Annotated in this window: 21 protein-coding genes; 9 read left to right on the top strand and 12 right to left on the bottom strand. The window is 42.6% G+C overall.

From position 1 onward, the window contains the following. Nucleotides 1-171: 171 nt before the first annotated feature. The 6 genes from purD to ACX1N5_RS04440 all read right to left on the bottom strand — a co-directional run bounded on the left by purD (nt 172) and on the right by ACX1N5_RS04440 (nt 6,085). The gene (purD, locus tag ACX1N5_RS04415) at nt 172-1,455 is read right to left on the bottom strand and encodes a phosphoribosylamine--glycine ligase (RefSeq protein ID WP_458800510.1); all 1,284 of its coding nucleotides are present in this window, start codon (nt 1,453-1,455) and stop codon (nt 172-174) included. Between the two features lie 97 nt (nt 1,456-1,552). Further along, on the bottom strand, nt 1,553-3,127 hold the full coding sequence (gene purH / locus ACX1N5_RS04420) for a bifunctional phosphoribosylaminoimidazolecarboxamide formyltransferase/IMP cyclohydrolase (protein WP_458800508.1): 1,575 nt from the start codon (nt 3,125-3,127) through the stop codon (nt 1,553-1,555). 69 nt (nt 3,128-3,196) lie between these two features. Beyond that, nucleotides 3,197-3,466 (bottom strand): DNA-binding transcriptional regulator Fis, encoded by a 270-nt coding sequence (gene fis, locus ACX1N5_RS04425; protein WP_004751481.1) that lies wholly within the window; start codon nt 3,464-3,466, stop codon nt 3,197-3,199. Nucleotides 3,467-3,980: 514 nt separating this feature from the next. After that, nucleotides 3,981-4,811, bottom strand: a complete 831-nt coding sequence (locus tag ACX1N5_RS04430) for an MJ0042-type zinc finger domain-containing protein (protein WP_458800506.1) — start codon at nt 4,809-4,811, stop codon at nt 3,981-3,983. A gap of 19 nt (nt 4,812-4,830) precedes the next feature. After that, entirely contained in the window at nt 4,831-5,730 is a 900-nt protein-coding gene (gene prmA / locus ACX1N5_RS04435) for a 50S ribosomal protein L11 methyltransferase (protein ID WP_458800504.1), read from the bottom strand. 130 nt (nt 5,731-5,860) lie between these two features. After that, on the bottom strand, nt 5,861-6,085 hold the full coding sequence (locus ACX1N5_RS04440; protein WP_034425816.1) for a hypothetical protein: 225 nt from the start codon (nt 6,083-6,085) through the stop codon (nt 5,861-5,863). A gap of 457 nt (nt 6,086-6,542) precedes the next feature. On the opposite strand from ACX1N5_RS04440, the gene rutD reads away from it, so the two are divergent. Together rutD and ACX1N5_RS04450 are read left to right on the top strand one after the other, a co-directional pair. Then, nucleotides 6,543-7,319 (top strand): pyrimidine utilization protein D, encoded by a 777-nt coding sequence (rutD, locus tag ACX1N5_RS04445; RefSeq protein WP_458800502.1) that lies wholly within the window; start codon nt 6,543-6,545, stop codon nt 7,317-7,319. A gap of 11 nt (nt 7,320-7,330) precedes the next feature. Beyond that, nucleotides 7,331-7,930 (top strand): malonic semialdehyde reductase, encoded by a 600-nt coding sequence (locus ACX1N5_RS04450; RefSeq protein WP_458800500.1) that lies wholly within the window; start codon nt 7,331-7,333, stop codon nt 7,928-7,930. Nucleotides 7,931-7,963: 33 nt separating this feature from the next. On the opposite strand, the gene ACX1N5_RS04455 is transcribed toward ACX1N5_RS04450, so the two are convergent. Further along, the gene (locus ACX1N5_RS04455; protein WP_004751493.1) at nt 7,964-8,611 is read right to left on the bottom strand and encodes a TetR family transcriptional regulator C-terminal domain-containing protein; all 648 of its coding nucleotides are present in this window, start codon (nt 8,609-8,611) and stop codon (nt 7,964-7,966) included. 289 nt (nt 8,612-8,900) lie between these two features. On the opposite strand from ACX1N5_RS04455, the gene rutA reads away from it, so the two are divergent. The 5 genes from rutA (at nt 8,901) to ACX1N5_RS04480 (ending at nt 13,193) form a co-directional block, all read left to right on the top strand. After that, on the top strand, nt 8,901-10,019 hold the full coding sequence (gene rutA, locus ACX1N5_RS04460) for a pyrimidine utilization protein A (RefSeq protein ID WP_458800499.1): 1,119 nt from the start codon (nt 8,901-8,903) through the stop codon (nt 10,017-10,019). Beyond that, nucleotides 10,016-10,756 carry a pyrimidine utilization protein B gene (gene rutB, locus ACX1N5_RS04465; RefSeq protein WP_458800497.1) on the top strand — a complete coding sequence of 247 codons (741 nt, stop codon included), beginning with the start codon at nt 10,016-10,018 and terminating at the stop codon, nt 10,754-10,756. The genes rutA and rutB overlap by 4 nt, the downstream gene beginning before the upstream one ends. Nucleotides 10,757-10,768: 12 nt before the next feature. Next, nucleotides 10,769-11,149, top strand: a complete 381-nt coding sequence (rutC, locus tag ACX1N5_RS04470) for a pyrimidine utilization protein C (RefSeq protein WP_131379970.1) — start codon at nt 10,769-10,771, stop codon at nt 11,147-11,149. 70 nt (nt 11,150-11,219) lie between these two features. Then, complete coding sequence (gene rutF / locus ACX1N5_RS04475; protein WP_458800495.1) at nt 11,220-11,813, top strand: NADH-dependent FMN reductase RutF; 594 nt, start codon at nt 11,220-11,222, stop codon at nt 11,811-11,813. A 30-nt stretch (nt 11,814-11,843) separates the two neighbouring features. Beyond that, nucleotides 11,844-13,193, top strand: coding sequence for a solute carrier family 23 protein (locus ACX1N5_RS04480; protein ID WP_458800493.1), 1,350 nt, complete (start codon nt 11,844-11,846; stop codon nt 13,191-13,193). Between the two features lie 408 nt (nt 13,194-13,601). Here ACX1N5_RS04480 and trmA read toward each other — a convergent pair whose 3' ends face one another. Both trmA and putA read right to left on the bottom strand, forming a co-directional pair. After that, nucleotides 13,602-14,687 (bottom strand): tRNA (uridine(54)-C5)-methyltransferase TrmA, encoded by a 1,086-nt coding sequence (trmA, locus tag ACX1N5_RS04485; RefSeq protein WP_458800491.1) that lies wholly within the window; start codon nt 14,685-14,687, stop codon nt 13,602-13,604. A gap of 161 nt (nt 14,688-14,848) precedes the next feature. Then, a complete protein-coding gene (gene putA, locus ACX1N5_RS04490; protein WP_458800675.1) occupies nt 14,849-18,607 on the bottom strand; it encodes a trifunctional transcriptional regulator/proline dehydrogenase/L-glutamate gamma-semialdehyde dehydrogenase in 3,759 nt (1,252 codons plus the stop codon). A gap of 116 nt (nt 18,608-18,723) precedes the next feature. On the opposite strand from putA, the gene ACX1N5_RS04495 reads away from it, so the two are divergent. Next, a complete protein-coding gene (locus tag ACX1N5_RS04495; protein WP_004751508.1) occupies nt 18,724-19,209 on the top strand; it encodes an Lrp/AsnC ligand binding domain-containing protein in 486 nt (161 codons plus the stop codon). A gap of 46 nt (nt 19,210-19,255) precedes the next feature. Here ACX1N5_RS04495 and putP read toward each other — a convergent pair whose 3' ends face one another. Continuing rightward, complete coding sequence (putP, locus tag ACX1N5_RS04500) at nt 19,256-20,749, bottom strand: sodium/proline symporter PutP (protein ID WP_458800489.1); 1,494 nt, start codon at nt 20,747-20,749, stop codon at nt 19,256-19,258. A 582-nt stretch (nt 20,750-21,331) separates the two neighbouring features. Between putP and aspA the strand changes: the two genes are divergently transcribed. Beyond that, a complete protein-coding gene (gene aspA / locus ACX1N5_RS04505) occupies nt 21,332-22,777 on the top strand; it encodes an aspartate ammonia-lyase (RefSeq protein ID WP_458800488.1) in 1,446 nt (481 codons plus the stop codon). Nucleotides 22,778-23,072: 295 nt separating this feature from the next. Here the strand turns inward: aspA and ACX1N5_RS04510 are convergent, their stop codons facing one another. Both ACX1N5_RS04510 and ACX1N5_RS04515 read right to left on the bottom strand, forming a co-directional pair. Then, nucleotides 23,073-23,792, bottom strand: coding sequence for an SIR2 family NAD-dependent protein deacylase (locus ACX1N5_RS04510; RefSeq protein WP_458800487.1), 720 nt, complete (start codon nt 23,790-23,792; stop codon nt 23,073-23,075). Nucleotide 23,793: 1 nt separating this feature from the next. Beyond that, nucleotides 23,794-24,723, bottom strand: a complete 930-nt coding sequence (locus tag ACX1N5_RS04515) for an alpha/beta fold hydrolase (RefSeq protein WP_458800485.1) — start codon at nt 24,721-24,723, stop codon at nt 23,794-23,796. Nucleotides 24,724-24,731 lie beyond the last annotated feature (8 nt).

The raw sequence follows: 24,731 nt of genomic DNA on the forward strand, positions 1-24,731 counted from the left end.
TTTTCATCGAAATATTTTCACAAAAGTATATCTGAGCCAGAAGGCTGGCAGTATAAAGTTTTGTCTTTTGAAGTCAAAACAATAAAAAACACAAATCATATGAAAATTTGTGGTTAAGACTGCAAAATAAAAACGCCCTCGAAAGAGCGTTTTTATTTTAAAAATCGGAGTTTACGCTTGTTCGCGGGCAATCGCACGGTAACCGATGTCACTGCGGTATTGCATGCCATCAAAGGTAATCTGACCACAGACTTCCAATGCGTTGACTTGTGCTTCAAGAACGCTGTCACCCAATGCTGTCACGCAGAGTACGCGACCACCTGAAGTGATGACTTGACCTTTGGCATTGGTTGCTGTGCCTGCATGAAAGACTTTTGTGCCTTCAGGAGATTGACCTAGACCAGAAATCACATCGCCTTTGCGCACGCTTTCAGGATAACCTTCTGCTGCAAGTACGATACCAATCGATTTACGCTCGTCCCACTGTGCTTCTGCAGGTAAGTTGCCTTCAAGGCCTGCTTCAACCAAGTCAACCAATGATGACTGTAAACGCATCATGATCGGTTGAGTTTCTGGATCACCGAAACGGCAGTTGAACTCGATCACACGTGGTTGGCCTTGTTCGTCAATCATTAAACCTGCATACAAGAAACCTGTATAGACATGACCATCTGCTGCCATACCGTCAACAGTTGGACGCATGATTTCAGTCATAACACGTTCAAATACGTCAGCAGTTACGACAGGAGCAGGAGAATACGCACCCATACCGCCTGTGTTTGGACCTCGATCGCCTTCAAAGATACGTTTGTGATCTTGTGAAGTTGCCATTGGCAAAATGTTTTGACCATCGATCATACAGATGAATGATGCTTCTTCGCCTGCAAGGAACTGTTCAATCACCACGCGTGAGCCAGCATCACCGAACTTGTTGCCTGCCAACATGTCATCAATTGCAGCAAACGCTTCGTCTTTGCTCATGGCAACGATCACGCCTTTACCCGCAGCAAGACCATCAGCTTTAATGACAATTGGTGCGCCATGCTGTTCAACAAAGGCTTTCGCTGCATCCACTTCTGTGAATACATCATAAAAAGCAGTTGGAATGTTATGGCGTTTCAAGAAATGCTTGGCAAAAGCTTTTGAGCCTTCAAGTTGCGCAGCGTATTGAGTTGGACCCCAAATTTTAAGACCTACAGCACGACCAGCGTCTACCACACCATTCACAAGTGGTGCTTCTGGACCGACAACAACTAGAGCGACATCATTATTTTTTGCGAATTCAATGATCGCTGGATTGTCGAGAATATCCAGTTGTACATTTTCACATTTTTCTTCCGTTGCAGTACCTGCGTTACCTGGTGCTACAAAGACTTTGCTGACTTTTGCATCTTGCGCGATTTTCCATGCCAAGGCATGTTCACGACCACCGCTACCCAAAACGAGAATATTCATCGGTTCATACTCCATGAATCGAAATGGCACAAAGCCCTCAGCTATCAAATAGAGAGGACTTTGTGCAATGATCTATAATGTCTTAATTGTTGTTCAATTAGTGACGGAAATGACGCATACCTGTGAACACCATCGCAATGCCGTGTTCATCTGCTGCTGCAATCACTTCTTCATCGCGCATAGAACCACCCGGTTGGATGATACATTTAATGCCAGCTTTTGCAGCATTATCGATACCGTCACGGAACGGGAAGAATGCGTCAGATGCCATAACTGCACCTTCAACTACTAGACCCGCATGTTCTGCTTTAATTGCAGCAATACGAGCTGAGTTTACACGGCTCATTTGACCAGCGCCAACACCGATAGTTTGACGACCTTTTGCATAAACAATCGCGTTTGACTTCACATATTTCGCAACTTTCCAAGCAAAAATCAAGTCATCAATTTCTTGTTCAGTTGGAGCAACTTTAGTCACAACTTTCAAGTCAGAAGCTTTGATCATGCCTAAGTCTTGGTCTTGAACTAGCAAGCCGCCATTGACGCGTTTGTAGTCAAGTTGAGGAGTGCGTGCATCGATTGCAGGAAGTTCACCACAAACCAATACGCGAACATTTTTCTTCGCGCCAGTCACTTCAAGTACGCCTTCAGCAATACTTGGTGCGATGATCACCTCAACGAACTGACGTTCAACAATTGCTTTAGCTGTTTCAACATCTAACTCGCGGTTAAATGCGATAATGCCACCAAATGCAGATTCAGGGTCAGTTGCATACGCCAAGTCATAAGCTACTTTGATACCGTCTAAAGATACCGCAACGCCACAAGGGTTGGCATGTTTTACAATTACACATGCAGGTTTAGCAAAAGATTTCACACATTCAAGTGCGGCATCGGTATCTGCAATGTTGTTATAAGATAATTCTTTACCTTGTAACTGCTTAGATGTAGAAACTGATGCTTCTTTTGCAGCAGGGTCAACATAGAATGCAGCTGACTGATGCGGGTTTTCACCGTAACGAAGGTCTTGTGCTTTCACCAGTTGCGTGTTGAATGTACGCGCAAATTTGTCTGCTTGACCTTCTTCTTTACCTACGCGAGCGCCAAGGTAAGATGCGATCATACCATCATATTGAGCAGTATGTTCAAATGCTTTAACAGCCAAGTCGAAACGAGTTTCGTAAGACAATGCACCATTGGCCTTGATTTCAGCTACAACAGTTGCATAGTCAGAAGCATTCACGATGATGCCGACAGAAGCATGGTTTTTTGCCGCAGCACGAACCATGGTAGGGCCACCGATGTCTATGTTTTCAATCGCATCTGCAAGTGAACAGTTTGGTTTTGCAACAGTTGCTGCAAATGGATAAAGGTTCACAATCACAAGATCAATCGGGTCGATGTTGTGTTCTTGCATAACCGCTTCGTCTAAGCCGCGGCGAGCAAGGATACCACCATGAATTTTTGGATGTAGGGTTTTGACACGACCATCCATCATTTCAGGGAAGCCAGTATGTTCAGATACTTCAACGACAGCAATATTGTTGTCTTTAAGCAACTTATATGTACCGCCAGTAGAAAGAAGTTCAATACCCAAATTTGCAAGTTCTTGAGCAAATTCAACAATACCAGTCTTATCAGAAACTGAGATTAAAGCGCGCTTAATAGTCATGATTTTCAAGTCTTCAGATTAAACATTTAGGCAAAAAAAATGCCCACGACGACGTGAGCATTTTATCATTTATTCACTCATTAAACCGTGAGCTTTTAACTTTTTACGTAAAGTGCCACGGTTAAGTCCTAGAATCTCAGCGGCACGAGTCTGGTTGCCACGAGTGTATTCTAGAACCACAGATAAAAGAGGTTTCTCCATTTCTGCTAGCACCATGTCATATACCTGAGCAGGCTGCTCACCTTGCAATTGTGCAAAATAATGACGAACTGCGCGATCCACATGGATGCGAAGCGCTACATCAGATTGTGCAGTAAAAATAGGAGATTTGCTATTCATGCGTTTTAATCCGAATAATCTATAACCACTAGGGTAAAAGTGGTTGAGTTTATAAAAGGTTAAAAAATACCCAATTCAGCTTGTGAAGAGAATATTAAAAATAAGTAACTAGCTTGCCATACATTGTCTGTATCGGTTAAAAAATAAGCGTAACTTTTGTTAAAGAAATGTTACAGCCCAAATTTTAAAATAAAAAAACTGCTACATGCGCAATATGGGGATAATGCACATCTGGCAATTTATTTCATTATGGGAGTTTCTACGAGATGTTTGTGTGGTCAAGCTTTCGTGGCGCGTATCATACCACTGTCATGTAAAAAGTGAGTAAAATTAATGCAAAAAATTGCTATTTTTTATCGTTTTTTTTAATTGAAAATATTTATAAAATTGCTTTTATAGATTACTGGAAAACACAAATTCCTTCACTGAATAAAAAATATCAGAAACAGTGAAAACTTGTACAAAGCTATAGATTTAATTGATGGTTGGTGTTTGGGTATTTTTTTTGTGTGATCTAGTCTGAAGATGTTTTGAGTTGTAACTTAAATGGCTGATGAGCGTCGTGTGACGGAATATCGATACGAAAATATTGAGTTTGTTTTGCCTCTACGTGTTGTTTATGTTGTTGCTGAAGTGGTAGGTAATGCGTAGGCATAAAGCTGAAGACTTTTTTCGCGGTAACGATTTGTATGCTCGGTAAACTTTGTGGGTGATCACTATTATTCACCAGTTTTCCCGTAATCGTGGTTAATCCCGGGTAGTCTTCGTCAATATGGGTTGTTTCAACTTGTAACGCATTGACGGTTTTAGTGCTGCATTTGACCATGCTGCATGTGTGAGTTGAAAAAATCGCCAGTAAAGGGAACTGCTGTTTCAGGTCGTTATTGTTATTAGTAATCTGACTCACGACAAACCCAAACACGATAATATTCAGAACAAATAAAAATACGTGAATACTTAAGTTAAAAAATCGAGTTGAGGTGTTTTTTGAAAAATTAAAAAAAGAATCAGGCTTTTTAAAATCAAACTGATGCTCTTCACTAAACTGGTGACTATTTAGGTAATTGAGCAAATCGTTATTTGATGAATCAAGTTTACGGTCAAAAATAGCCAAAACTGTCTCTGCACCACCACGCTCATGAATTTGATGATGGGTGAGTAACGTAATATTCTGAAATTGGCTGTCTAACTGTATAACATGAGGCGAATGGCTTAGTAATTCATACGCGTTAAAATTGTGGTCACATTTGGCACAACAAACCATGCCCTGTGCAATCGACAGCTGAGTTGGGGAAATCAGATATTGTGTCTTGCAGTTTGGGCATTGGGTTTGTATGTCACACATAGTGATTGCCTAAAACGGATTAGCTTTGGCGTTTACCTGAAATACGGCACCAGTTTTCTTCGCGTTTTTCGATGTTCAAAATATCAAAGAATTCTTGATAAACTCCAGAAACATCTTCGACTTGCTCTTCAATGACGCCTGCTAGAGCAAATTCACCATCAGCTTTAAGTAATTTAGCAAATTCTGGTGCAAGTGCCATAAGAGGGGCAGCTAAAATATTGGCGACCAAAACATCTGTCTGCTGGCTCTTGAACTCAGCGTTAAATTCTTCTGGTAAACCAACAAACAAATGGTCAAGTACACCATTGAGTTCAGCATTTTGTTTGGTTGCAAGTACAGCTTGCGGATCAATATCCGTTGCATAAACTTTTTTCGCACCCAATAGAAGTGCTGCAACACCTAAAATGCCAGAACCACAGCCATAATCAACCACAATTTTGTCTTTGAGATCGATGCTACCGAGCCATTGTAAACATAAGAAAGTACTTGCGTGATTACCTGTACCAAATGCTAGACCTGGATCAAGTTTAATGTTGGTTGCATCGGCATCGGGTGCTTCTAACCATTCAGGAACAATCCAGAATTTTTCAGCGATCTGGATTGGCTCATAATAGTCCATCCATGCACGTTCCCATGCTTGATCTTCAAGTTCGTCAAAACGTACAGGCGCTTCAGGAAGTTGTTCCTGAACAAATTTGATCAGGCTATCAACATCGATTTGTTCGTTGTCATCTTGTTGGTAGATGCCTGTTACAATTACTTTGTTCCAAAGTGGAGTTTCGCCTGGAAGTGGCTCAAGCAATGCCTGATCTTCAGCATCATCTAGAGTGACACTGACTGCGCCCAAAGAAAGTAACAATGTTTCAGTAAAATCAACTTGTGCTTGATCAACAGTAATATGTATTTGTAACCACTTCACGCAAATAACCTAAATGTTTAGAACAAAGCGGTATTGTAACGAAATCGGCTGCGCTTGGGGAGTTTGTACACTTATATGTCTCAAAATAAAATAACCACCGCGTTTAAGGTGGTTATTTTACAAGTCAGGACTATTGAATTGGACAAGTCAGCTGATTTAATTCTTTGCGGCTAAAACCACGTGAGAGTAGTATGCGCTTGATTCCTGTTATTACATCCTCATCCTGAGTTAAAGCTAAAGTTTGAAGGAGCTGTTCATTGGATTTACAAGCACAATCATTTTCAACCCATGCCGCATGATTTTTGCGGTCATTTGTGCTGTCTTGTGCACCAAAAAATTTCTGCAAAAAACTCATAAAGCCTTCGTAACGCAACCTAAGATAGTTCGAAATATAATTTAAAAAAATAAAAAAACAAGTTGGTGAAAGTTATGTGGAAAATGGAGATTGTGTTGAGCAACAGTGGTTTTCATGAAATTGTAATCAAAAACAAGTAAATAAATTTATGATGATTGTCATATTTATTTACAAATTCATGCGTATGGTCTGTATGGCATGATTTGATCAATCAAACACTAAAGTGAGCTATTTATACTTTAAAATTGAAATTATGCTTGAGGTTGAATAAGTTATAAATTTTATTTTTTGGTATAAAATTTAAAAAAACTGTCTTGATTGGATTTAAAATTTTCTGCTAAGCATGGTATTTTTTAATATAAATAAAAGATTTATAAGGCAATACAATAATTCACCATTCTAAAACTGGCATTTTTATTGCTAATAAAAAAATAAATTTGGACTATTTGGTTTAAAAATGGCAGTTTCTTTTTATCGGTCAGTACGCTCTCAAGCCAAAACGGTGGTTTTGAGTTCGGGTTTGGGTGGGCATGCACAGTACTGGCAAGCACAAATTACGCATTTGCAGCAACAGTTCCATGTGCTGACGTATGATCAGGCTGGGGTTCTACCTGAGAGTGAAATCTTACCAGACGGGTATAACTTACCCATGATGGCAGATGAGTTGCGGCAGATTTTAGAAGAGCAGCAAATCGCCCAGTGTCATTTTGTTGGGCATGCTTTGGGTGGTTTTATTGGTTTGGAGCTAGCACGTCAGGCACCACAACTTGTAGAAAAACTGGTGTTGGTCAATGCATGGGATCGACTCAATGCTCATACCAACCGTTGTTTTGCTACACGTTTGACCTTGTTACGGCAAGCAGGCATAGCTGTCTATGTACAGGCGCAAGCGTTATTTTTATATCCACCTGCATGGATTTCAAAACACGACCAGCAACTTGCTCGGCAAGAGCAACAGGCGATTGCCCATTTTGCACCTTTAGAAAATGTAGAAAAGCGGTTAGCGGCATTACGTCAATATCAGCCCGAACAGACTGCACGTGAGCTATCTCATCCTGTTTTGGTCATTGCCAATCAGGATGATTTTTTGGTGCCTTGGCAACGTGGTTTGGCACTTTCCCGTTTAATTCCGCATGCTGATTTTGAGTTGTACCCAACAGGCGGGCATGCCAGTAGTGTGACCCAACCAGATTGGTTTAATTCGTGTGTATTGCAATATTTATGTTCTGAATAAGGAAAACCTGTATGAATAACCTCAATTTGAAACTAGAACATGATGCTTTAGAAAAATTGTTTAGTGAAGCGCGGACGCATAATGCATGGCAAGACAAAACCATTGCACCTGAGCTGCTACAGGAGCTTTATGATTTGTTGAAAATGGCGCCAACGTCAGCCAACTGTTCACCTGCGCGGTTTGTGTTTATTCAAAGTGCAGAAGCCAAAGCCAAACTTAAACCTGCGTTATCTTCAGGCAATGTAGAAAAAACCATGACTGCACCTGTGACAGTTTTGGTGGCGTATGACAGCGAGTTTTATGAAAAATTACCTGAGCTATTTCCACATGGCAATGCCAAATCATGGTTTACCTCTAGCCCCGAACTGGCACATGAAACTGCATTTCGTAACAGCTCCATGCAGGCAGCCTATCTGATTTTGGCATGTCGTAGTTTGGGTTTGGATACAGGCCCAATGTCGGGTTTTAACCCAACTTTAGTGGATGAAAGCTTTTTGTCAGGCACTACATGGAAAAGCAATCTACTGATCAATATTGGTTATGGCAATCCTGAGAAGCTTTATGGGCGTTTGCCACGTTTAAGTTTTGAAGATGCCTGCCAGATCGTTTAAGTTTCCCTAAGATGGCAGGTGATGCCTGTCATCTTAACTTTCAGCAACCGCAGGAATCAGACTCTCGATTAAGAGTTGCTTCGAAGTTACCAACGCTTCCTGATAGAAGTTTTTATTTTTAAGGCTTTTGCCTGAAATGGCTTGAGTTTGTACTGCAAAATCCGAATAGTGCTGTGTCACTGCCCAAATATGAATAATTAAGTGCAGTGCTGATACAGGCTTTAAACGACCTTGTTCAATCCAGTCATTAATTACCGCAGTTTTTTGCTGTACCAGTTTTTTCAGTGAATTTTTTAAAATAGTGCTGATATGTGGCGCACCTTGCATCATTTCCAGCGCATATAAACGTGAAGCTTGTGGAGAATCTTTCGCAAGCTGAAATTTGGCTTCAATATAACTGCCCAGTGCCTGCGCAGGGTCTTGCTGTTTTTCCAGTTGATTCAGCGGCATTAACCATGCGGTCAGTACTTGTGACAGTACCGCGACATATAAATCATCTTTCCCTGCAAAATAATAAAACAGATTTGATTTGGAAATGCCTGCCACATCGGCAATCTGTTCCATGCTTGCACCTTGTAGACCATAAGTCGAGAAAACATCCAACGCTGCCTGCAAAATCAGTTGTTGTTTTTGTTGTGCATTTCTACTTTTTTTTACAGAAATAAGTGGTTCATTGTGCATCGGGTCTAACCTGATTCTATTTTCAGCCAATTGTAGCAAATCCTTGTGCTGAAATAGGTATCACTGAAAGATTAGTGCGCGAAAAATGCACGAAGCTTGTGCGTGTGTGTTTCAAATTAGACTATGGTTGGACTAAATGGTCTAAATAATAAAACTATAAGATAAACTCAATATATTGAAATTTAATAATAAAAAATATTGGCATCTAAATTGCTTAATTGATTATACAAATACTGTGAGTACACCACAGTCTTTATTTTCACACTTTATGAATAAACGAGGTGTCAGTATGCAAGTAGGTGTTTTCTGTCCAATTGGTAATAATGGCTGGCTCATTTCTAAAAATGCACTGCAGTACAAGCCAACTTTTGAGCTGAACAAAGAAATTGTACAAAGTGCAGAGCAGTATGGTTTTGATTTTGCCTTATCGATGATCAAGTTGCGTGGTTTTGGCGGGGAAACCGAGTTTTGGGACTATAACCTGGAAAGTTTCACATTAATGTCGGGTTTGGCTGCCGTGACTTCTAAAATCAAGATCTATGCAACCGCAGCCACACTGGTCATGCCACCTGCGATTGTGGCGCGTATGGCAGCAACACTAGATTCGATTTCCAATGGGCGCTTTGGTTTAAATGTTGTGACAGGTTGGCAACGCCCCGAATACAGTCAAATGGGCATGTGGCCAGGCGATGAGTATTTTGGCAAGCGTTATCAGTATTTGTCGGAATACGTCCAAATTTTAAAACAGCTCTGGGCAACGGGAAAATCAGACTTTAAAGGCGACTTTTTCCAGATGGATGATTGTCAAGTCAAGCCACAACCATCGAAAGACTTAAAAATGATCTGTGCAGGGCAGTCCGATGAAGGTTTGGCATTCTCCGCACAATACGCTGACTATAACTTTGTCTTTGGTAAAGGGGTCAATACGCCAACTGCTTATGCCTCAATCAATGACCGCTTGAAAGCACAAACTGATAAAACAGGGCGTGATGTGAGTACCTTTGTGCTGTTTATGCTAATTGCCGATGAAACCGATGAACAGGCTTTGGCAAAATGGCAAAGCTATAATGACGGTGCTGATATGCAAGCGATTGCTTGGCTGCAAGATCAGGGCGGCAAAGACAAAGTTTCAGGTAGTGACACCAACATTCGTCACATGGCATCCAGTGTTTCACCTGTGAATATCAATATGGGAACGCTAGTGGGTTCGTATGCCAAAGTCGCTGCCATGCTGGATGAAATTGCCGAAGTGAAGGGTACAGAGGGCATTTTGCTGACCTTCGATGATTTTGTGCAAGGGGTTAAAGATTTTGGGGAAAAAATTCAACCGTTAATGAAAAGCCGTACTTTGGCAGACAGCATTGTCCCAAGCCAAGTGACTGATCTTGCTATGGAGAAAAGCGCATGAACCATTCAACGATCCGTGCCAGTTTTACCCAAGCCACTGCACCAATTTTAAAAGCGGAACCTGAGTCGATTCAGCTTGATGCTAAACAAACTGCGCTCATCGTGGTGGATATGCAAAATGCTTATACCAGTTTAGGTGGATATCTGGATCTGGCAGGGTTTGATGTGTCGAAAACTCAGCCTGTCGTAAAACAGATTCAGCAGGCGATTGATGTGGCACATGCCGCAGGCATTCAGGTGATTTTCTTTAAAAATGGCTGGGATGCCGACTATGTCGAAGCCGGTGGCGAAGGTTCACCAAATTTTCATAAATCCAATGCCATTAAAACCATGAACAAAAAGCCTGAGCTACAAGGAAAACTGTTGTCAAAAGGCGGGTGGGACTATGAGCTGATTGATGAGTTGCAACCTGCACCACAGGATATTGTGATTGAAAAGCCACGCTATAGCGGTTTCTTTCATACCCAACTGGACAGTATTTTACGTGCTAAAGGTATTCGCAATCTGGTGTTTACAGGGATTGCCACCAACGTTTGTGTGGAGTCAACCTTACGTGATGGCTTCTTTTTAGAATATTTCGGGGTGTTGCTTGATGATGCCTGCTATCAGGCAGGGCCAGTCGAAGCACATGAAGCGACTTTATTCAATGTCAAAACTTTCTTTGGCTGGGTGTCCGATACCCAGAGTTTTGCCGAAAGTTTTGCTCCAGTAACTCAGCCAATAGTTGAAGCAGTTTAAGGAGATTCAGCCATGCCAAAGAATGTCATTATTCCTGAAGGAACCAGTAAACCGCTTGCGCCGTATGTCCCTGCAACCAAAGCCGATAATATTGTCTATGTGTCGGGCACATTAGCACTCGATGCCAATAACGATGTGGTCTGTGTGGGTGATGCCGCAGGGCAAACCCGCTATGTACTTGAAACTATTCAAAAGGTGATCACCACCGCAGGTGGCAGTATGGACGATGTGACGTTTAACTCAATTTTTATTCAGGATTGGGCGGATTATGCAGCAATCAATCAGGTTTATGCTGAATTTTTCCCAAATGATAAGCCCGCACGTTATTGTATTCAATGTGGTTTGGTCAAAGCTGAAGCCTTGGTTGAAATTGCTTCAGTCGCGCATCTTTAATCAATTTTTCAGGCAGTGATTTGCCTCTGATTTGAGGGGGTAAGGCAGCGATGTATGCAAGGAGCAAACCATGAGTATTTTACAACCGAGTTCACAAACGGCCGCTGCATTGAATAAAATGATGGCACAAACAGCAGCAGAAAATAATGTTCTTAAAACAGCTACAGCGTTAAATGCAACCCAGCAACAGTTTCGTAATGCCATGAGTAATCTGGCGGCAGCCGTAAATATTGTCACCACCGATGGTGAAGCTGGTCGGGCAGGTTTTACCGCTTCAGCTGTGTGTAGTGTAACTGATAGCCCACCGACGCTATTGGTGTGCCTAAACCGCAATGCATCGGTGTATCCTGTATTTCAGTCAAACCAAGTGCTATGTGTGAATACATTGGCACAGCAACATACGCAACTGTCGAATGTGTTTGGTGGCAAAACGTCAATGCCAGAGCGCTTTGCTCAAGGGGTATGGACTTCTTTGAGTACAGGTTCACCTGTTTTAACTGATGCAGTGGTGGCGTTTGACTGTAAAATTAGCCAAGTCGTGGCAATGGGCACACATGACATTTTGTTTTGTGAAGTACAAGATTTACAACTCAATCATACAGGTGCGCAGGGGCTGATCTATTTTGATCGCGCCTATCATCATTTGACACGTCATCAATCATGACAACACCTTGATACACAAGGGAGTATTACTATGAAAGAAAGTTGGTTTAATCAATGGCGACCTTATCAAGGTAATCTAGAGCAAACCCCTGTTGCAACCAATGAATACCTACCTGCAGGGCAAACCCTTGTGCTGGGTATTCAGCATGCTTTCGCTATGTTTGGTGCGACGGTACTTGCACCGTTGTTGATGGGTTTTGATCCAAGCCTGACCATGCTGATTACAGGTATTGGCACCATTATTTTCTTCCTGATCACAGGTGGGCGCGTCCCAAGTTATTTGGGTTCAAGTTTTGCATTTATTGGTGCAGTGGCTGCGGTGACAGGTTATAACGGAGTCGGTGCGAATCCACACATTGCACTGGCACTCGGTGGAATTATTGCCTGCGGCATTGTCTATATGCTGGTTGGTTTACTGGTGATGAAAATTGGCACCGCATGGATTGAAAATTTGCTACCGCCTGTGGTGACGGGTTCAATCGTGATGATTATTGGTCTAAACCTCGCACCTGTGACCATTAAAGGTGTATCGGGCAACAGCTTCGATACATGGATGGCGCTAGTCACTGTACTGTGTATCGGGGGAATTGCGGTTTTTACCAAGGGGATGTTGCGCCGCTTACTGTTACTGGTTGGTCTGTTGTTGTCGTATGCGCTGTATTTTGTCTTGGCGAATGTTCTGGGTTTGGGTAAACCGATTGATTTTGCTCCGATTGTCAATGCTGCATGGTTTGGTCTGCCAACCTTTCATCATCCTGAATTTAGCTTAAATGCCATGCTGTTGATTGTCCCTGTGGCGATTATTCTGATTGCTGAAAACTTGGGGCATTTTAAAGCCGTAAGTGCCATGACAGGGCAAAATATCTCGCCGTATATGGGACGTGCCTTTTTTGCCGATGGTTTGTGTACCACGTTGTCTGCATCGATTGGTGGTACAGGCATGACCACCTATGCAGAAAATATCGGGGTGATGGCTGCGACGCGCATTTATTCTACCTTGGTGTTTGTGATTGCAGGTGTGTTTGCAATGTTACTGGGCTTGTCACCAAAATTTGGCGCATTAGTCAGTACTATTCCCGTCGCGATTTTGGGTGGGGCATCAATTGTAGTTTTTGGTCTGATTACTATTGCGGGTGCTCGGATTTGGATGAGCAATCAGGTCGATCTTACTCAAAATGGCAATATGTTAGTGGCTGCAATTACCATCATTATGGGGACAGGCAACTATTCATTGCATATCGGGCAGTTTGATCTGGGTGGGATCGGGACAGCAACCTTTGCTGCAATTTTATTGAATCTTGTGCTCAATCGCCGTTCTACACAGCCTAGTCTAGGTAGTAAAGAAACTGTGCTGAAAGGGTCGCATGTGGCATCTAAATAACAAGAGTCAGATATAAAATCTCTAGAGAAATAGGATACGCGAAAGTGTCAGTTGCATGTTTGAGGTCAGGGTTGAATTTACAAGATGCTGTTTTCCAATGGTTTAATTGAATTGATGGTATTTGACCGAGTTTGCAATGAGCAGCAGAGCTGCGCAAGTTGGTTGCCCTTGCGTGGCGGTCCACTCATCCCGAAAGCCTTGCGAAGCAGCGCTTCTCAGGTCGAACCGAAGGTTGGTCCTAAGATATGCTGAAAACTGTAAGACTCCGTCCTCGTGCCTAATTGATTTTCAATAGCCTTAATAAAAATTTTCAGTGAGATCAGTTTAAAAGGCTTCTTTCATTATGTTGTGTTAAAAAAGCCGATCATTGATCGGCTTTAATTTTTATTGGATTTGATACTGAAAATTTTAAATCTTTTCCAGCAATACACCACTTTCAACATGGTGGGTATATGGGAATTGGTCAAACAGGGCAAAACGCTGAATACGGTGGGTCTGGCTCAAGGTTTTTAGGTTGTCATGTAAAGTGTCTGGGTTACATGAAATATAAATGATGCGTTTAAACTGCTGTAAAAGCTGTAAAGTCGCATCGTCAATTCCTGCACGTGGTGGATCGACAAACACGGTATCGAACTGATATTCGCCTAGGTTGATTTGCGCTTCTTGTAAACGACGGAATTCACGTTCACCATGAAAGGCTTGGGTAAATTCTTCAGCAGCTAGGCGGGCAATTTGAATATTTTCAATCTGGTTTTTTTCAATATTCCATTCGGCAGCATAGACCGAAGATTTTGCCAGTTCGGTTGCCAGTACACGCTCAAATTTTTGTGAAAGCGGTAGGGTAAAGTTACCGTTACCACAGTACAACTCAAGCAAATGTCCTGATGCATCATTTGCTACATCACAAGCCCAGTGCAACATTTTTTCGCAGACTTTGGCATTTGGCTGGGTAAAACCACCTTCAATTTGCTTATAAAAGTAGTTGCGACCGTCAATTTCTAGTTGTTCCACCACAAAGTCATCGGTCAGCACCAGTTTTTGCCCACGGCTACGACCAATGATTTTAATATTGAGTTGTTGCTCCAGCGCTTTTGCTGCAGCAATCCACTGTTCATCGAGTTTGCGGTGATAGATCAGTGTCACTAGCATTTCACCGCTCAGTGTTGCCAGAAAGTCGACTTCAAATAAACGGCGATGCAGTTCAGGTTGTGCTTTGAGTGCATCTAGCAATACAGGCATTAAATCATTAATGCTTTGTGCCGCGATTGGGAAGTTATCAACACGTACTACTTGTTTTTCTTTATTGTCGGTGTTGCGTTCAAACATGGCATAAAACAAATCCGTGTCGGTATGCCAGATGCGAAATTCTGCACGCATACGAAAATGCTGTTCGGGAGAATCGAACACTTCAAGATTTGGCGTTTGGAATTCGGCAAACTGGGTGCGGATACGCTCGACTTTGTCTTGCAGTTGTTGTTGATATGCAGAGGTCATGAACAAAAAAATACACGTTAAACGAAAACGGCAATCTTAACAAACTCGGCTGCTTTAGCCTAGTTTTGCGCTGCAATTGTATGAAAAGAAAAAAACCTCTGTAACGATTGAAGCAGTTACAGAGGTGCTAAGGGAGAGCCAGAAAATAAGGAAGGAAAAGTTTAGTCAGCCATGGTCATCAGGCTAGCGTTACCGCCTGCGGCTGCGGTGTTAATGCTAATCGCACGTTCAATCACCAGACGTTCGAGTGGAATGTCAGCGCTGTTGCTCGCCATGTGAGTAATGCCGACAATTGCCCCTGTGCGACTCGCCATGATTTTTTGCAATGCTTCCAAGTCTGGTTTTGAACCGTGATGCAGCACAGCATCATAATCAGCTTTGGCAATGTCATCAGTGAGTTTGATGGCATCCAAAATGGATTTTGGTAATGACTGTGCATATTTGGTAAAGAAAGCATTGTCACGTTTTAGCAGTGCTTTTGAGTTCACTGCGAAAATGGCAAGCAGTTGATAAACCTGTTCTTGTTCAGTCGTTGCAAGAGACAGCACACGTTCACGCGGCAAAATCACATACTGGTTACTTTCACCTGTTGGGCCTTGCAATTCATAGATTTTATCGACCATGAAGTTTGGAACAGCATTGCTGTTGATCCCACTGATGTTTTTTGTAGCCCATGCTTTAAATGCCTGATAGTTTTGTGTTGCCGTTGCATTCTGATCAACCAATGTGGTTTTCACTGCAAATGGTGTGGTTAAGCCTGCTGACGCATGGTTTTGCATGAGGCGATACAAATACAATGGGCCGCCTGCTTTTGGCCCTGTACCTGATAAGCCTTCGCCACCAAACGGTTGCACACCAACCACTGCACCGACAATATTCCGGTTAATGTACAGGTTACCGACATGCGCAGAATCAACCACTTTCTGAATGGTCTCATCAATACGGGTATGTAAGCCCATCGTTAAACCATACCCTTTAGCGTTGATCTGCTGCATGAGGGCATCCAGCTCACCGTATTTATAGGTCACGACGTGTAATACTGGACCAAACACCTCGCGCTCCAAGTCATTCAGGTTTGGTAACTCAATCAGGGTTGGCGGTACAAAAGTGCCTTGCCCAAGTTGGGCTTGAGTCGCTGCTTGGTCAAACATCAGTTGATGAACAAGGTAGCCTTTGCCTTGCATTTTGCTGATATGGCGCTGAATGTTTTGCTGAGCTTCAGCATCAATCACAGGACCAATATCGGTTTTGAGTAAGTAAGGATTGCCCACGCGCAGTTGTTGCATTGCACCTTTGAGCATGGTTAAAACCGTTTTTGCATTATCTTCTTGCACACATAAAATACGTAGCGCCGAACAGCGTTGACCTGCACTGTCAAATGCCGAGTTCACTGCATCAAACACCACCTGTTCGGTCAGTGCTGATGAATCGACGATCATGGCATTTTGACCGCCCGTTTCAGCAATCAAAGTCACAGGTTGACCATGTTGAGTCAAACGCTGAGCCACAGTTTTTTGCAGGATCTTCGCAACTTCAGTTGAGCCTGTGAACATAATGCCGCTGATACGTGCATCTTGGCTGAGTTTCGCACCGATGGTTTCACCTTGACCTGGCATGAACTGTAAAACTGCTTGTGGAACACCTGCTTCATGCAGCATTTTCACTGCTTGGAAAGCAACCAACGGGGTTTGCTCAGCAGGTTTGGCAATCACGCAGTTACCTGTCGCTAGCGCTGCAGCGATTTGCCCTGTGAAGATCGCCAATGGGAAGTTCCACGGGCTAATACACAATATGGTTCCCAGACTTTGCAAGGCTTTTTGATTTGGGAAATGCTGTGCTTGCTTTGCGTAATAACGTAAGAAATCAACGGCTTCACGCACTTCGGAAATTGCATTGGCATATGTTTTACCACTTTCACGGCAAAGCAAGACCAATAGTTCCAGCAGGCGCTCTTCCATCAGGTCGGCAGCACGTTCCAGCGCTTGAGCACGTAACGCAATAGGGGTGTTTTGCCATGCGCTATGCTGAGACTGTGCTTGCTGCAAGGCTTGTTCAACTTGCTCAACGGTGGCTTCATTGACATGACCCACCACATCGTGATGGTTGGCAGGGTTAATCACCGCTTGGTTATTGCCCTGAGCTTCAGCAAGTTGTCCTGCAACCAGTGCCTGACTGTGCCATCGATGCTGCGCGAATTGTTTGGCAACTGCATTTAATTCTTCAAGACAACTGTCATTGGCAAGGTCAAAACCTTTGGAATTGACGCGGTCTAGGCTGTACAAATTCTTTGGAAATGGAATTGAGGCGTGTTTTAGACCCACAGTTTTGTCATGTTGGGTATTTTGCTCAATTTCCTTGATTGGGGATTGAATCAAATCATCAATTTTAAGATTTTGGTCTGCAATACGGTTTACGAAAGACGTATTCGCACCATTTTCCAATAAACGACGAACTAAATAAGCCAACAAGGTTTCATGCGTACCCACAGGCGCATAAATACGGCATGGCACCCCCAGTTTTCCTTCCGCTTTAGAACCGACAACATTTTCATACAGTGGTTCGCCCATGCCATGTAGACACTGGAATTCGTACTGACCTTCGTAGTATTTTTCTGGGTTGGCAAGGTTGTAAATCGTTGCCAAAGTTTGCGCGTTGTGGCTGGCAAATTGCGGATAGATATAGTCAGGCTCAGCCAGTAATTTTTTTGCACAGGCAATGTAAGACAAATCGGTATGCACTTTACGAGTATAAACAGGGTAGTCACTCATGCCATCAATTTGTGCTTTTTTGATTTCGCTGTCCCAATACGCACCTTTCACCAGACGAATCATCAGGCGTTTTTTACTGCGTTTTGCCAAATCAATAATGTAGTCCACTACGAAGAAGCAGCGTTTTTGGTAAGCCTGAATCACAAAGCCAATACCTTTCCAGTCTGCCAAATCGGGCTCAAAACATAAACGCTCAAGCAGTTCTAAAGACAGTTCAAGTCGGTCGGTTTCTTCAGCATCAATATTTAAACCGATATTGTATTGTTTGGCTAAGCGAGCCAATTCTAAAACACGGTTATACAGTTCGCTATAAACGCGGTCATGTTGCGCACGTTGGTAGCGCGGGTGAATCGCAGATAATTTAATTGAAATCCCTGCGCCTGTATAAACATCTTTATCAGTGGTTGCTTTACCAATCGCATGAATGGCAGAAACATAATCCTGCATATAACGGTCAGCATCACGCTCAGTAAATGCCGCTTCACCCAGCATGTCGTATGAGTAGCGGAACCCTTTGGCTTCTAAAGTTTTGGCATGATTTAGCGCAGCTTGAATAGTTTCGCCTGTCACGAACTGTTCGCCCATCATGCGCATGGCAACATCAACTGCTTTACGAATAATGCCACGCCCACTGCGTGCCAAAATTCCCGTTAAAACACCCGATAAACTCATGCCGCTTTGTGGCTGCATGATTTTGCCAGTCAGCATCAGACCCCATGCTGCGGCATTGACAAACATCAGGCTACTTTGCCCCACATGTTCTTTCCAGTTGCCCTGATTGATTTTGTCGCGGATGAGCAAATCACGGGTTGCTGTATCTGGAATCCGCAGCAGTGCTTCTGCCAGACACATCAGCGCCACACCTTCGTGAGAAGACAATGAAAACTCTTGCAACAAGCCCTGCACAATGCCTGCTTTACCCGCAGACGCTTTACGCTCACGTAAACCGCTGGACAAACGAAACGCCAGTTCATAAATCTTTTTGTCCAGTTCGCTTGGGAGTTTGGCGAATTGTAAAAGTTGTTGAACGGCTTCAGGCTCAGGGCGGCGCCATGCCTGATTAATCTTGTTTTCGAAATTGTTTTTTTCATCGAAAACCGTGATATCGGTAACAGTGGTCGATTGAGTTGCAGTGACCTTTTCAGTTTCCATCATGGCGCGTGTCCCGTTGCTAAAAAAATTGAACCAGAGGTGGATTAAATCTATAATTGCAAAATAATTACCGAATAACTCACTATAATTCGGGTTATTTTTAGAGAATAATTCATATGTCAGATGCTTTTTTTAGCCTTGACCGTACAGACCTCAAAATTCTGGATTTGTTGCAAAAAGACGGGCGAATTTCCAATATTAAATTGGCAGAAGCAGTCAACCTGTCGCCAACTGCGGTGATGGCACGCGTGCAGAAACTCAACAAAGAAAATTTTATTTCGGGTTATTACGCACATCTCAATCCTGAGAAATTGCACGCAGGTTTTTTGGTATTTGTTGAAATTTTATTGGATAAAACTACACCACACGTACTGGAAGATTTTATTGATGCGGTGCAGCAGTACCCTGAAATTTTAGAATGTCACATGACCAGTGGTGGCTTTGATTTTGTCGTGAAAATCCGCAGTCAAAACATGGACGAATTTCGCCGTATAGCAGGGCAGGTACTCTGGCATTTGCCAGGCGTGAAGGAAACCCGTAGTTATCCTGTCATGCAGGTGGTAAAGGAAACTACACAAATTAAATTACAAAGTAAGAAATAAAAAAGGCATGCTCAAGCATGCCTTTTGGGTGGACTGAAACAATCAGTTAATGTTCGCGATGATAAATTTCATCGGCGTGTTCAAAGCGTTCAAGCATGTCACGTGTCGGTGCTTTGCTGATTAAACTGACCACAATAATGGCGAGCGTTGCTAAAATGAAGCCTGGAACAATTTCATATAAGCCTGTTGAGGCAAACACATTTTTCCAGAGAATTACCGTCACAGCACCGACCACCATTCCTGCAACAGCACCACTTAACGTCATGCGTTTCCAGAACAGTGACAGGATAATCAGTGGGCCAAATGCAGCCCCGAAACCCGCCCAAGCATAGGCAACCAAGCCTAAAACTTTGCTGTCAGGATTGCTTGCTAACACAATCGCAAAAGTGGCGATGGCAAGCACCATTAAACGACCCACCCAAACCAATTCTTTTTGTGAAGCATTTTTACGAATAAATGCTTTATAAAAGTCTTCGGTGAGTGTGGTTGAACAGACCAAAAGTTGACAACTCAGCGTACTCATGACCGCAGATAAAATCCCTGCCATGACAATTCCTGCAACCCAAGGGTTAAACAGAATTTGTGTTAATTGCATAAATACCAGTTCAGAGTTGCTACTGACCTTGCCTGACAAATCAGGATGGGCTTGGAAAAATGCAATTCCAAAGAAGCCAGCACCAACTGCACCAGAAAGGCATAAAATCATCCATGACATGCCAATACGGCGCGCAGCAGGAATAGATTTGACGGAGTCTGCAGCCATGAAACGGACTAAAATATGCGGTTGTCCAAAATAGCCTAAGCCCCATGCCATCGACGAAATAATGGCAATTTTAGACAAATTTGAAAACATGTCGTAAGCATGTGGACGCGCAGTTTCAATGAGCTGGGAGAATTGTACTTGACCATCACCAATCGCCAGATAGGTAAATACAGGCGTCAAGAATAATGCAAATAGCATCATTGCTGCCTGGAATGTGTCCGTCCAGCTAATCGCTAAGAAGCCACCAATACATACGTAACTAATCGTTGCAAGCGCACTCACCCAAAGCGCGGTGCTGTAGTCCATATGGAAAATCGTTTCAAATAAACGCGCACCAGCCACCATGCCTGAAGCACAGTAAATAGAGAAGAAAATCAAAATGGTGAGCGCAGAAACAATACGCAGTACACGTTTTGTATCATTGAAGCGGTTGGTGAAATAATCAGGTAAGGTCAATGCATTATTTTGGATTTCAGTATGTACGCGTAAGCGACCTGCAACAAACTGCCAGTTGAGCCAAGCACCAATGGTTAAACCAATGGCAATCCATGCTTCAGATAGACCTGTTGCATAAATTGCGCCAGGTAATCCCATGAGTAACCAGCCACTCATATCGGATGCACCTGCAGATAAGGCAGTCACAAAACTGCCTAAACTACGACCTCCAAGAATATAGTCGGAAAAGTCGCGTGTCGCGCGGTAAGCATACAAGCCAATACAAACCATAGCGACAATATATAAAACAAAAGTGATAACGGTCGGATTCGTGTAGTTCATAGATCATCCTGTCTAAAAAACGGTTCGAGTGTTGTGAACCAACATGTGAATGAACTCTGTAATGACAAAATAATTACTGAGTAATTCACGATAATCGGAGGCTTTTTAGAGGGAAATTTAAAAATAATGATGAAACAGTAGAGACTAAGGATTCATCAAAATGAATAAAAAGCGGTTACATTTGCTATTGATATCGCGAGTTGGGGAGTGTTCTATGAGGCAAGTGTACGGCCATAAAACATCAACTCTTCGGATTACGATGTAATCAACTTCAAAGCAAGATGCCATAGTTTAGATGAATTTGACTTATTGGTACAAAATGAAAAGCATAAAGTTCAAATATTTTATGACGAATTGAATATAAATTGATTAAATTTTGATAACTATCAGGTTGTTCCATGATCTTGCCTGATGGTTTGTCTGATTAAAAAATAAGATTGTATGGTGATTAATTGGCTAAAAGTGACATTCCTAAGATAAAAAATACCAAGAAATAGCAGTTTGGCTAACGCGATATTGAACAATTTTGATTAAGCTAGATTTTGCACAGTTGAAGTGCATTATTTTGTTTAAGGGTTTAACATGGATCGCGTTCAAGCCAATCGATTAGAAAAAGATTTATTAGGAATCAAAGAAGTACCTACCCATTGTTACTATGGTATTCATACCATGCGCGCACTGGAAAATTTCAAGATTTCATCATTGAATATCGGGCAGCAGCCTTATTTTTTATGTGCGTTGGCACAGGTAAAAAAAGCCTCGGCACAAGCCAATTTAGAAGTGGGAAAAATCAGCGAGCAAATCAGCCATGCGATACAAGGTGCATGTGATCTGATCATTCAAAACCCAGAACACTGGCATAAAGAGTTCCCGCTGGATGTATATCAGGGTGGGGCAGGCACTTCAATCAATATGAACATGAATGAAGTGATTGCCAATATTGCACTGGAAATGCTGGGGTATCGTAAAGGTCAATACGATATTTTGCATCCTAATGATCATGTCAACAAATCCCAGTCGACCAATGACGTTTACCCAACCGCGCTACGCTTGGCAACTTACAGCATGCTCGATCCACTTTTTGAGCAGATGCAGCACTTGATCGCTTCTTTGGAAAATAAAGCACTCGAGTTTAAAACGGTTTTGAAAATGGGGCGTACCCAATTGCAAGACGCAGTGCCGATGACTTTGGGGCAAGAGTTTCATGCATTCGCGACGTTATTAAAAGAAGATGTACGACTGATTAAGACCACGCGTGAATTGTTGCTGGAAATTAATTTGGGTGCAACCGCGATTGGTACAGGGATTAATACCGCATCGGGGCATGCCAAACGGGTCACTCGGTATTTGCAACAGGTTACTGGTTTAAAAGTCAAAACCAGTGAAGATTATGTCGAGGCGACCAGTGATTGTGGTGTCTTTATTTTGTTGTCGAGCACACTGAAACGCTTGGCGGTTAAGCTCAGCAAAATTTGCAATGACCTACGGTTACTGAGTTCTGGACCACGCGCTGGTTTTGGTGAAATTCAACTTCCAGAGATGCAGGCAGGTTCATCGATTATGCCTGCCAAAATTAACCCTGTAATTCCTGAAGTGGTCAATCAGATTGCTTTTAAAGTCATTGGTAATGATTTGACCATTACCTTTGCCGCAGAAGCAGGACAGTTACAGCTCAATGCCATGGAGCCTGTGATTGCCTATTCTATTCAGGAATCAATTTCACTGTTAACCCAAGCGGTACGAACACTGGATGAAAAATGTATTCAGGGTATTCGAGCCAATGAACAAGTTTGCCGTGATTCGGTCATGCGCAGCGTCGGAATTGTGACCTTGCTTGATCCGATTTTGGGGCATGGTTTATGTGATGAAATTGGTAAACAATGCATTGCTGAAAATAAAACCATTCCCGAAGTGGTGCTTGAGCGTGGCTTATTGACTCAAGAACAGTTAAATGAAATCTTTAAGTTTGAAAACTTAGTCTCGGAAATCGTGGTTGTACCCGATGAAGAATTTATACAAGCTGGTTAAGTTGAATTGAAAAAATGTGAGCCATCTTCGGATGGCTTTTTTTATGCTAACAATATGTGCTGTAAAAATTAAAGATATTGAGAATATCTTCTATTTTGAATACTTAGAGATGATCTCAGTACTACCAATTTTATTCGACAGATCATACAAAGCTCACATAAATGTTGTTTTGTGGCTAAATATGATCAGGGCAAAGTGGTTGTTTTAATTTTTATTTTAATGATGTTGTAAGCTGTACTGTATTGAACGCCGTATTTGTGCGCAGCAATTTTACGATCATCAGAGCTATGTTGAATCACTTAATATCTGATGAAGAATCAATCAGGTGCGTAAATAGTTGCATCATGCCTTGAGTCGCAGTGGTATTGAGTAAAGTATATTGTGTTGGGACAGCAGCATGACTGGCTTTAGGATCAATATAAAATGCCTGACAATGTTTGGGAATTTCATGAACCAGACCTGCCACAGGGTAAACCACTAAAGTTGAACCAATCACAATAAAAATATCGGTTTGCCTCACAATTTGCTGGGCAATCGCATATTCAGGCACAGCTTCACCGAACCACACTACATGCGGACGTAGTGATGAACCATCATCTGCAAAATCTCGGTCTAGGTAAAGTTCCCAGCCTTCTATTGGGTAATATTTTTCAGGATATGCTGAGTGATTGGGCGCAGAACTTTTGGCAAACCGAATATTGCCATGTAAATGCGTCACCTTGAGGTTACCTGCTCGTTCATGCAAATCATCAATATTTTGCGTGATCACGCTAACATCAAAATAGTCTTGCAGGCGTGCAATCAACTGATGTGCGAGGTTAGGCTGTGCCGCTAAAATCTGTTTGCGCCGCTCATTATAAAAGCGCTGTACCAGTTCAGGCTGGCGTGCCCATGCTTCAGGTGTGGCAACATCTTCAATCGCATGGTTTTCCCAAAGCCCGTTACTGTCACGGAAAGTATGGATACCGCTTTCAGCACTCATGCCCGCGCCTGAAAACACCACCAGTTTTTGCATGCTAGCTTCCTGAAGATAAATGATGTCGCTGTAAAAACTGCCCTAACGCCTGTGCAAATTTTTTCGGTTCAGAAATCAGGGGTGTGTGTCCCGAATTAGCAAATTCAACGCAGTGAACTTGTTGCATGTTTTTAGCAATCAGACGCTGTCCCTCAATTGGATAGAGTTTGGACTGTACCCCCATAAAAAATGTACTTGGACAGCTCAGTTGCTGTAAAGCATGTCGATAGTCGTGATCGTGCTGCAAATAGGTATTGGCATACCACGCCAAATAGTTAAGGCGTTGCATCGGTAAAACAATTTGCTGCAATACATGATGACGCTGGGCGGCTTTAAAAAGCAGGGGAAACAGATCATTGCTGTTCTGGAATTCCAGTAACTCATGCCAAACATCAATCAGATGAAAGCGTTCATGGCTCGACAGTTCATGAATATAACGGTGTGGCAGATAGGTTTGCAGTAATTGCGATAACTGTTGCAAATGCTGCTTAAATTGTTGTTGCTGTTCGGAAAACAACCCGTATGACCAGGTGGCATCAACAGCAATTTTAGGGCTTTGGTTAATATGCAAATAGGCTTGAATATGTTGTTGTAATCCACCGTACGCCATACCATGCATGGCAGTGGTTGCACCCATCGAGTATGCAATCACGATAAATTTTTCAAGGCGTTTATGCTGAATCACATCACTTAAATCTTGCCAGTGACTGGAAATGGCATCTAAACCTTGAGGAATTTCACAGTGCCGAGAATGTCCAAAGCCGCGCCAGTCAGGAATAATAAACCGGAAATTTTTACGTTGCGGATACAAAAAAGGCAGCCATTGCCAGCTTTTCATGCCCAAACCTGAAAGCACTAAAACGGGTTGTTGCCCTTGCCCAAACTCGCGTACAAACAGCGTTTGCTGGTCGCGCATGACATAAAACGGCATAGTTCACC

The sequence above is a fragment of the Acinetobacter sp. ANC 4636 genome (assembly GCF_054454555.1).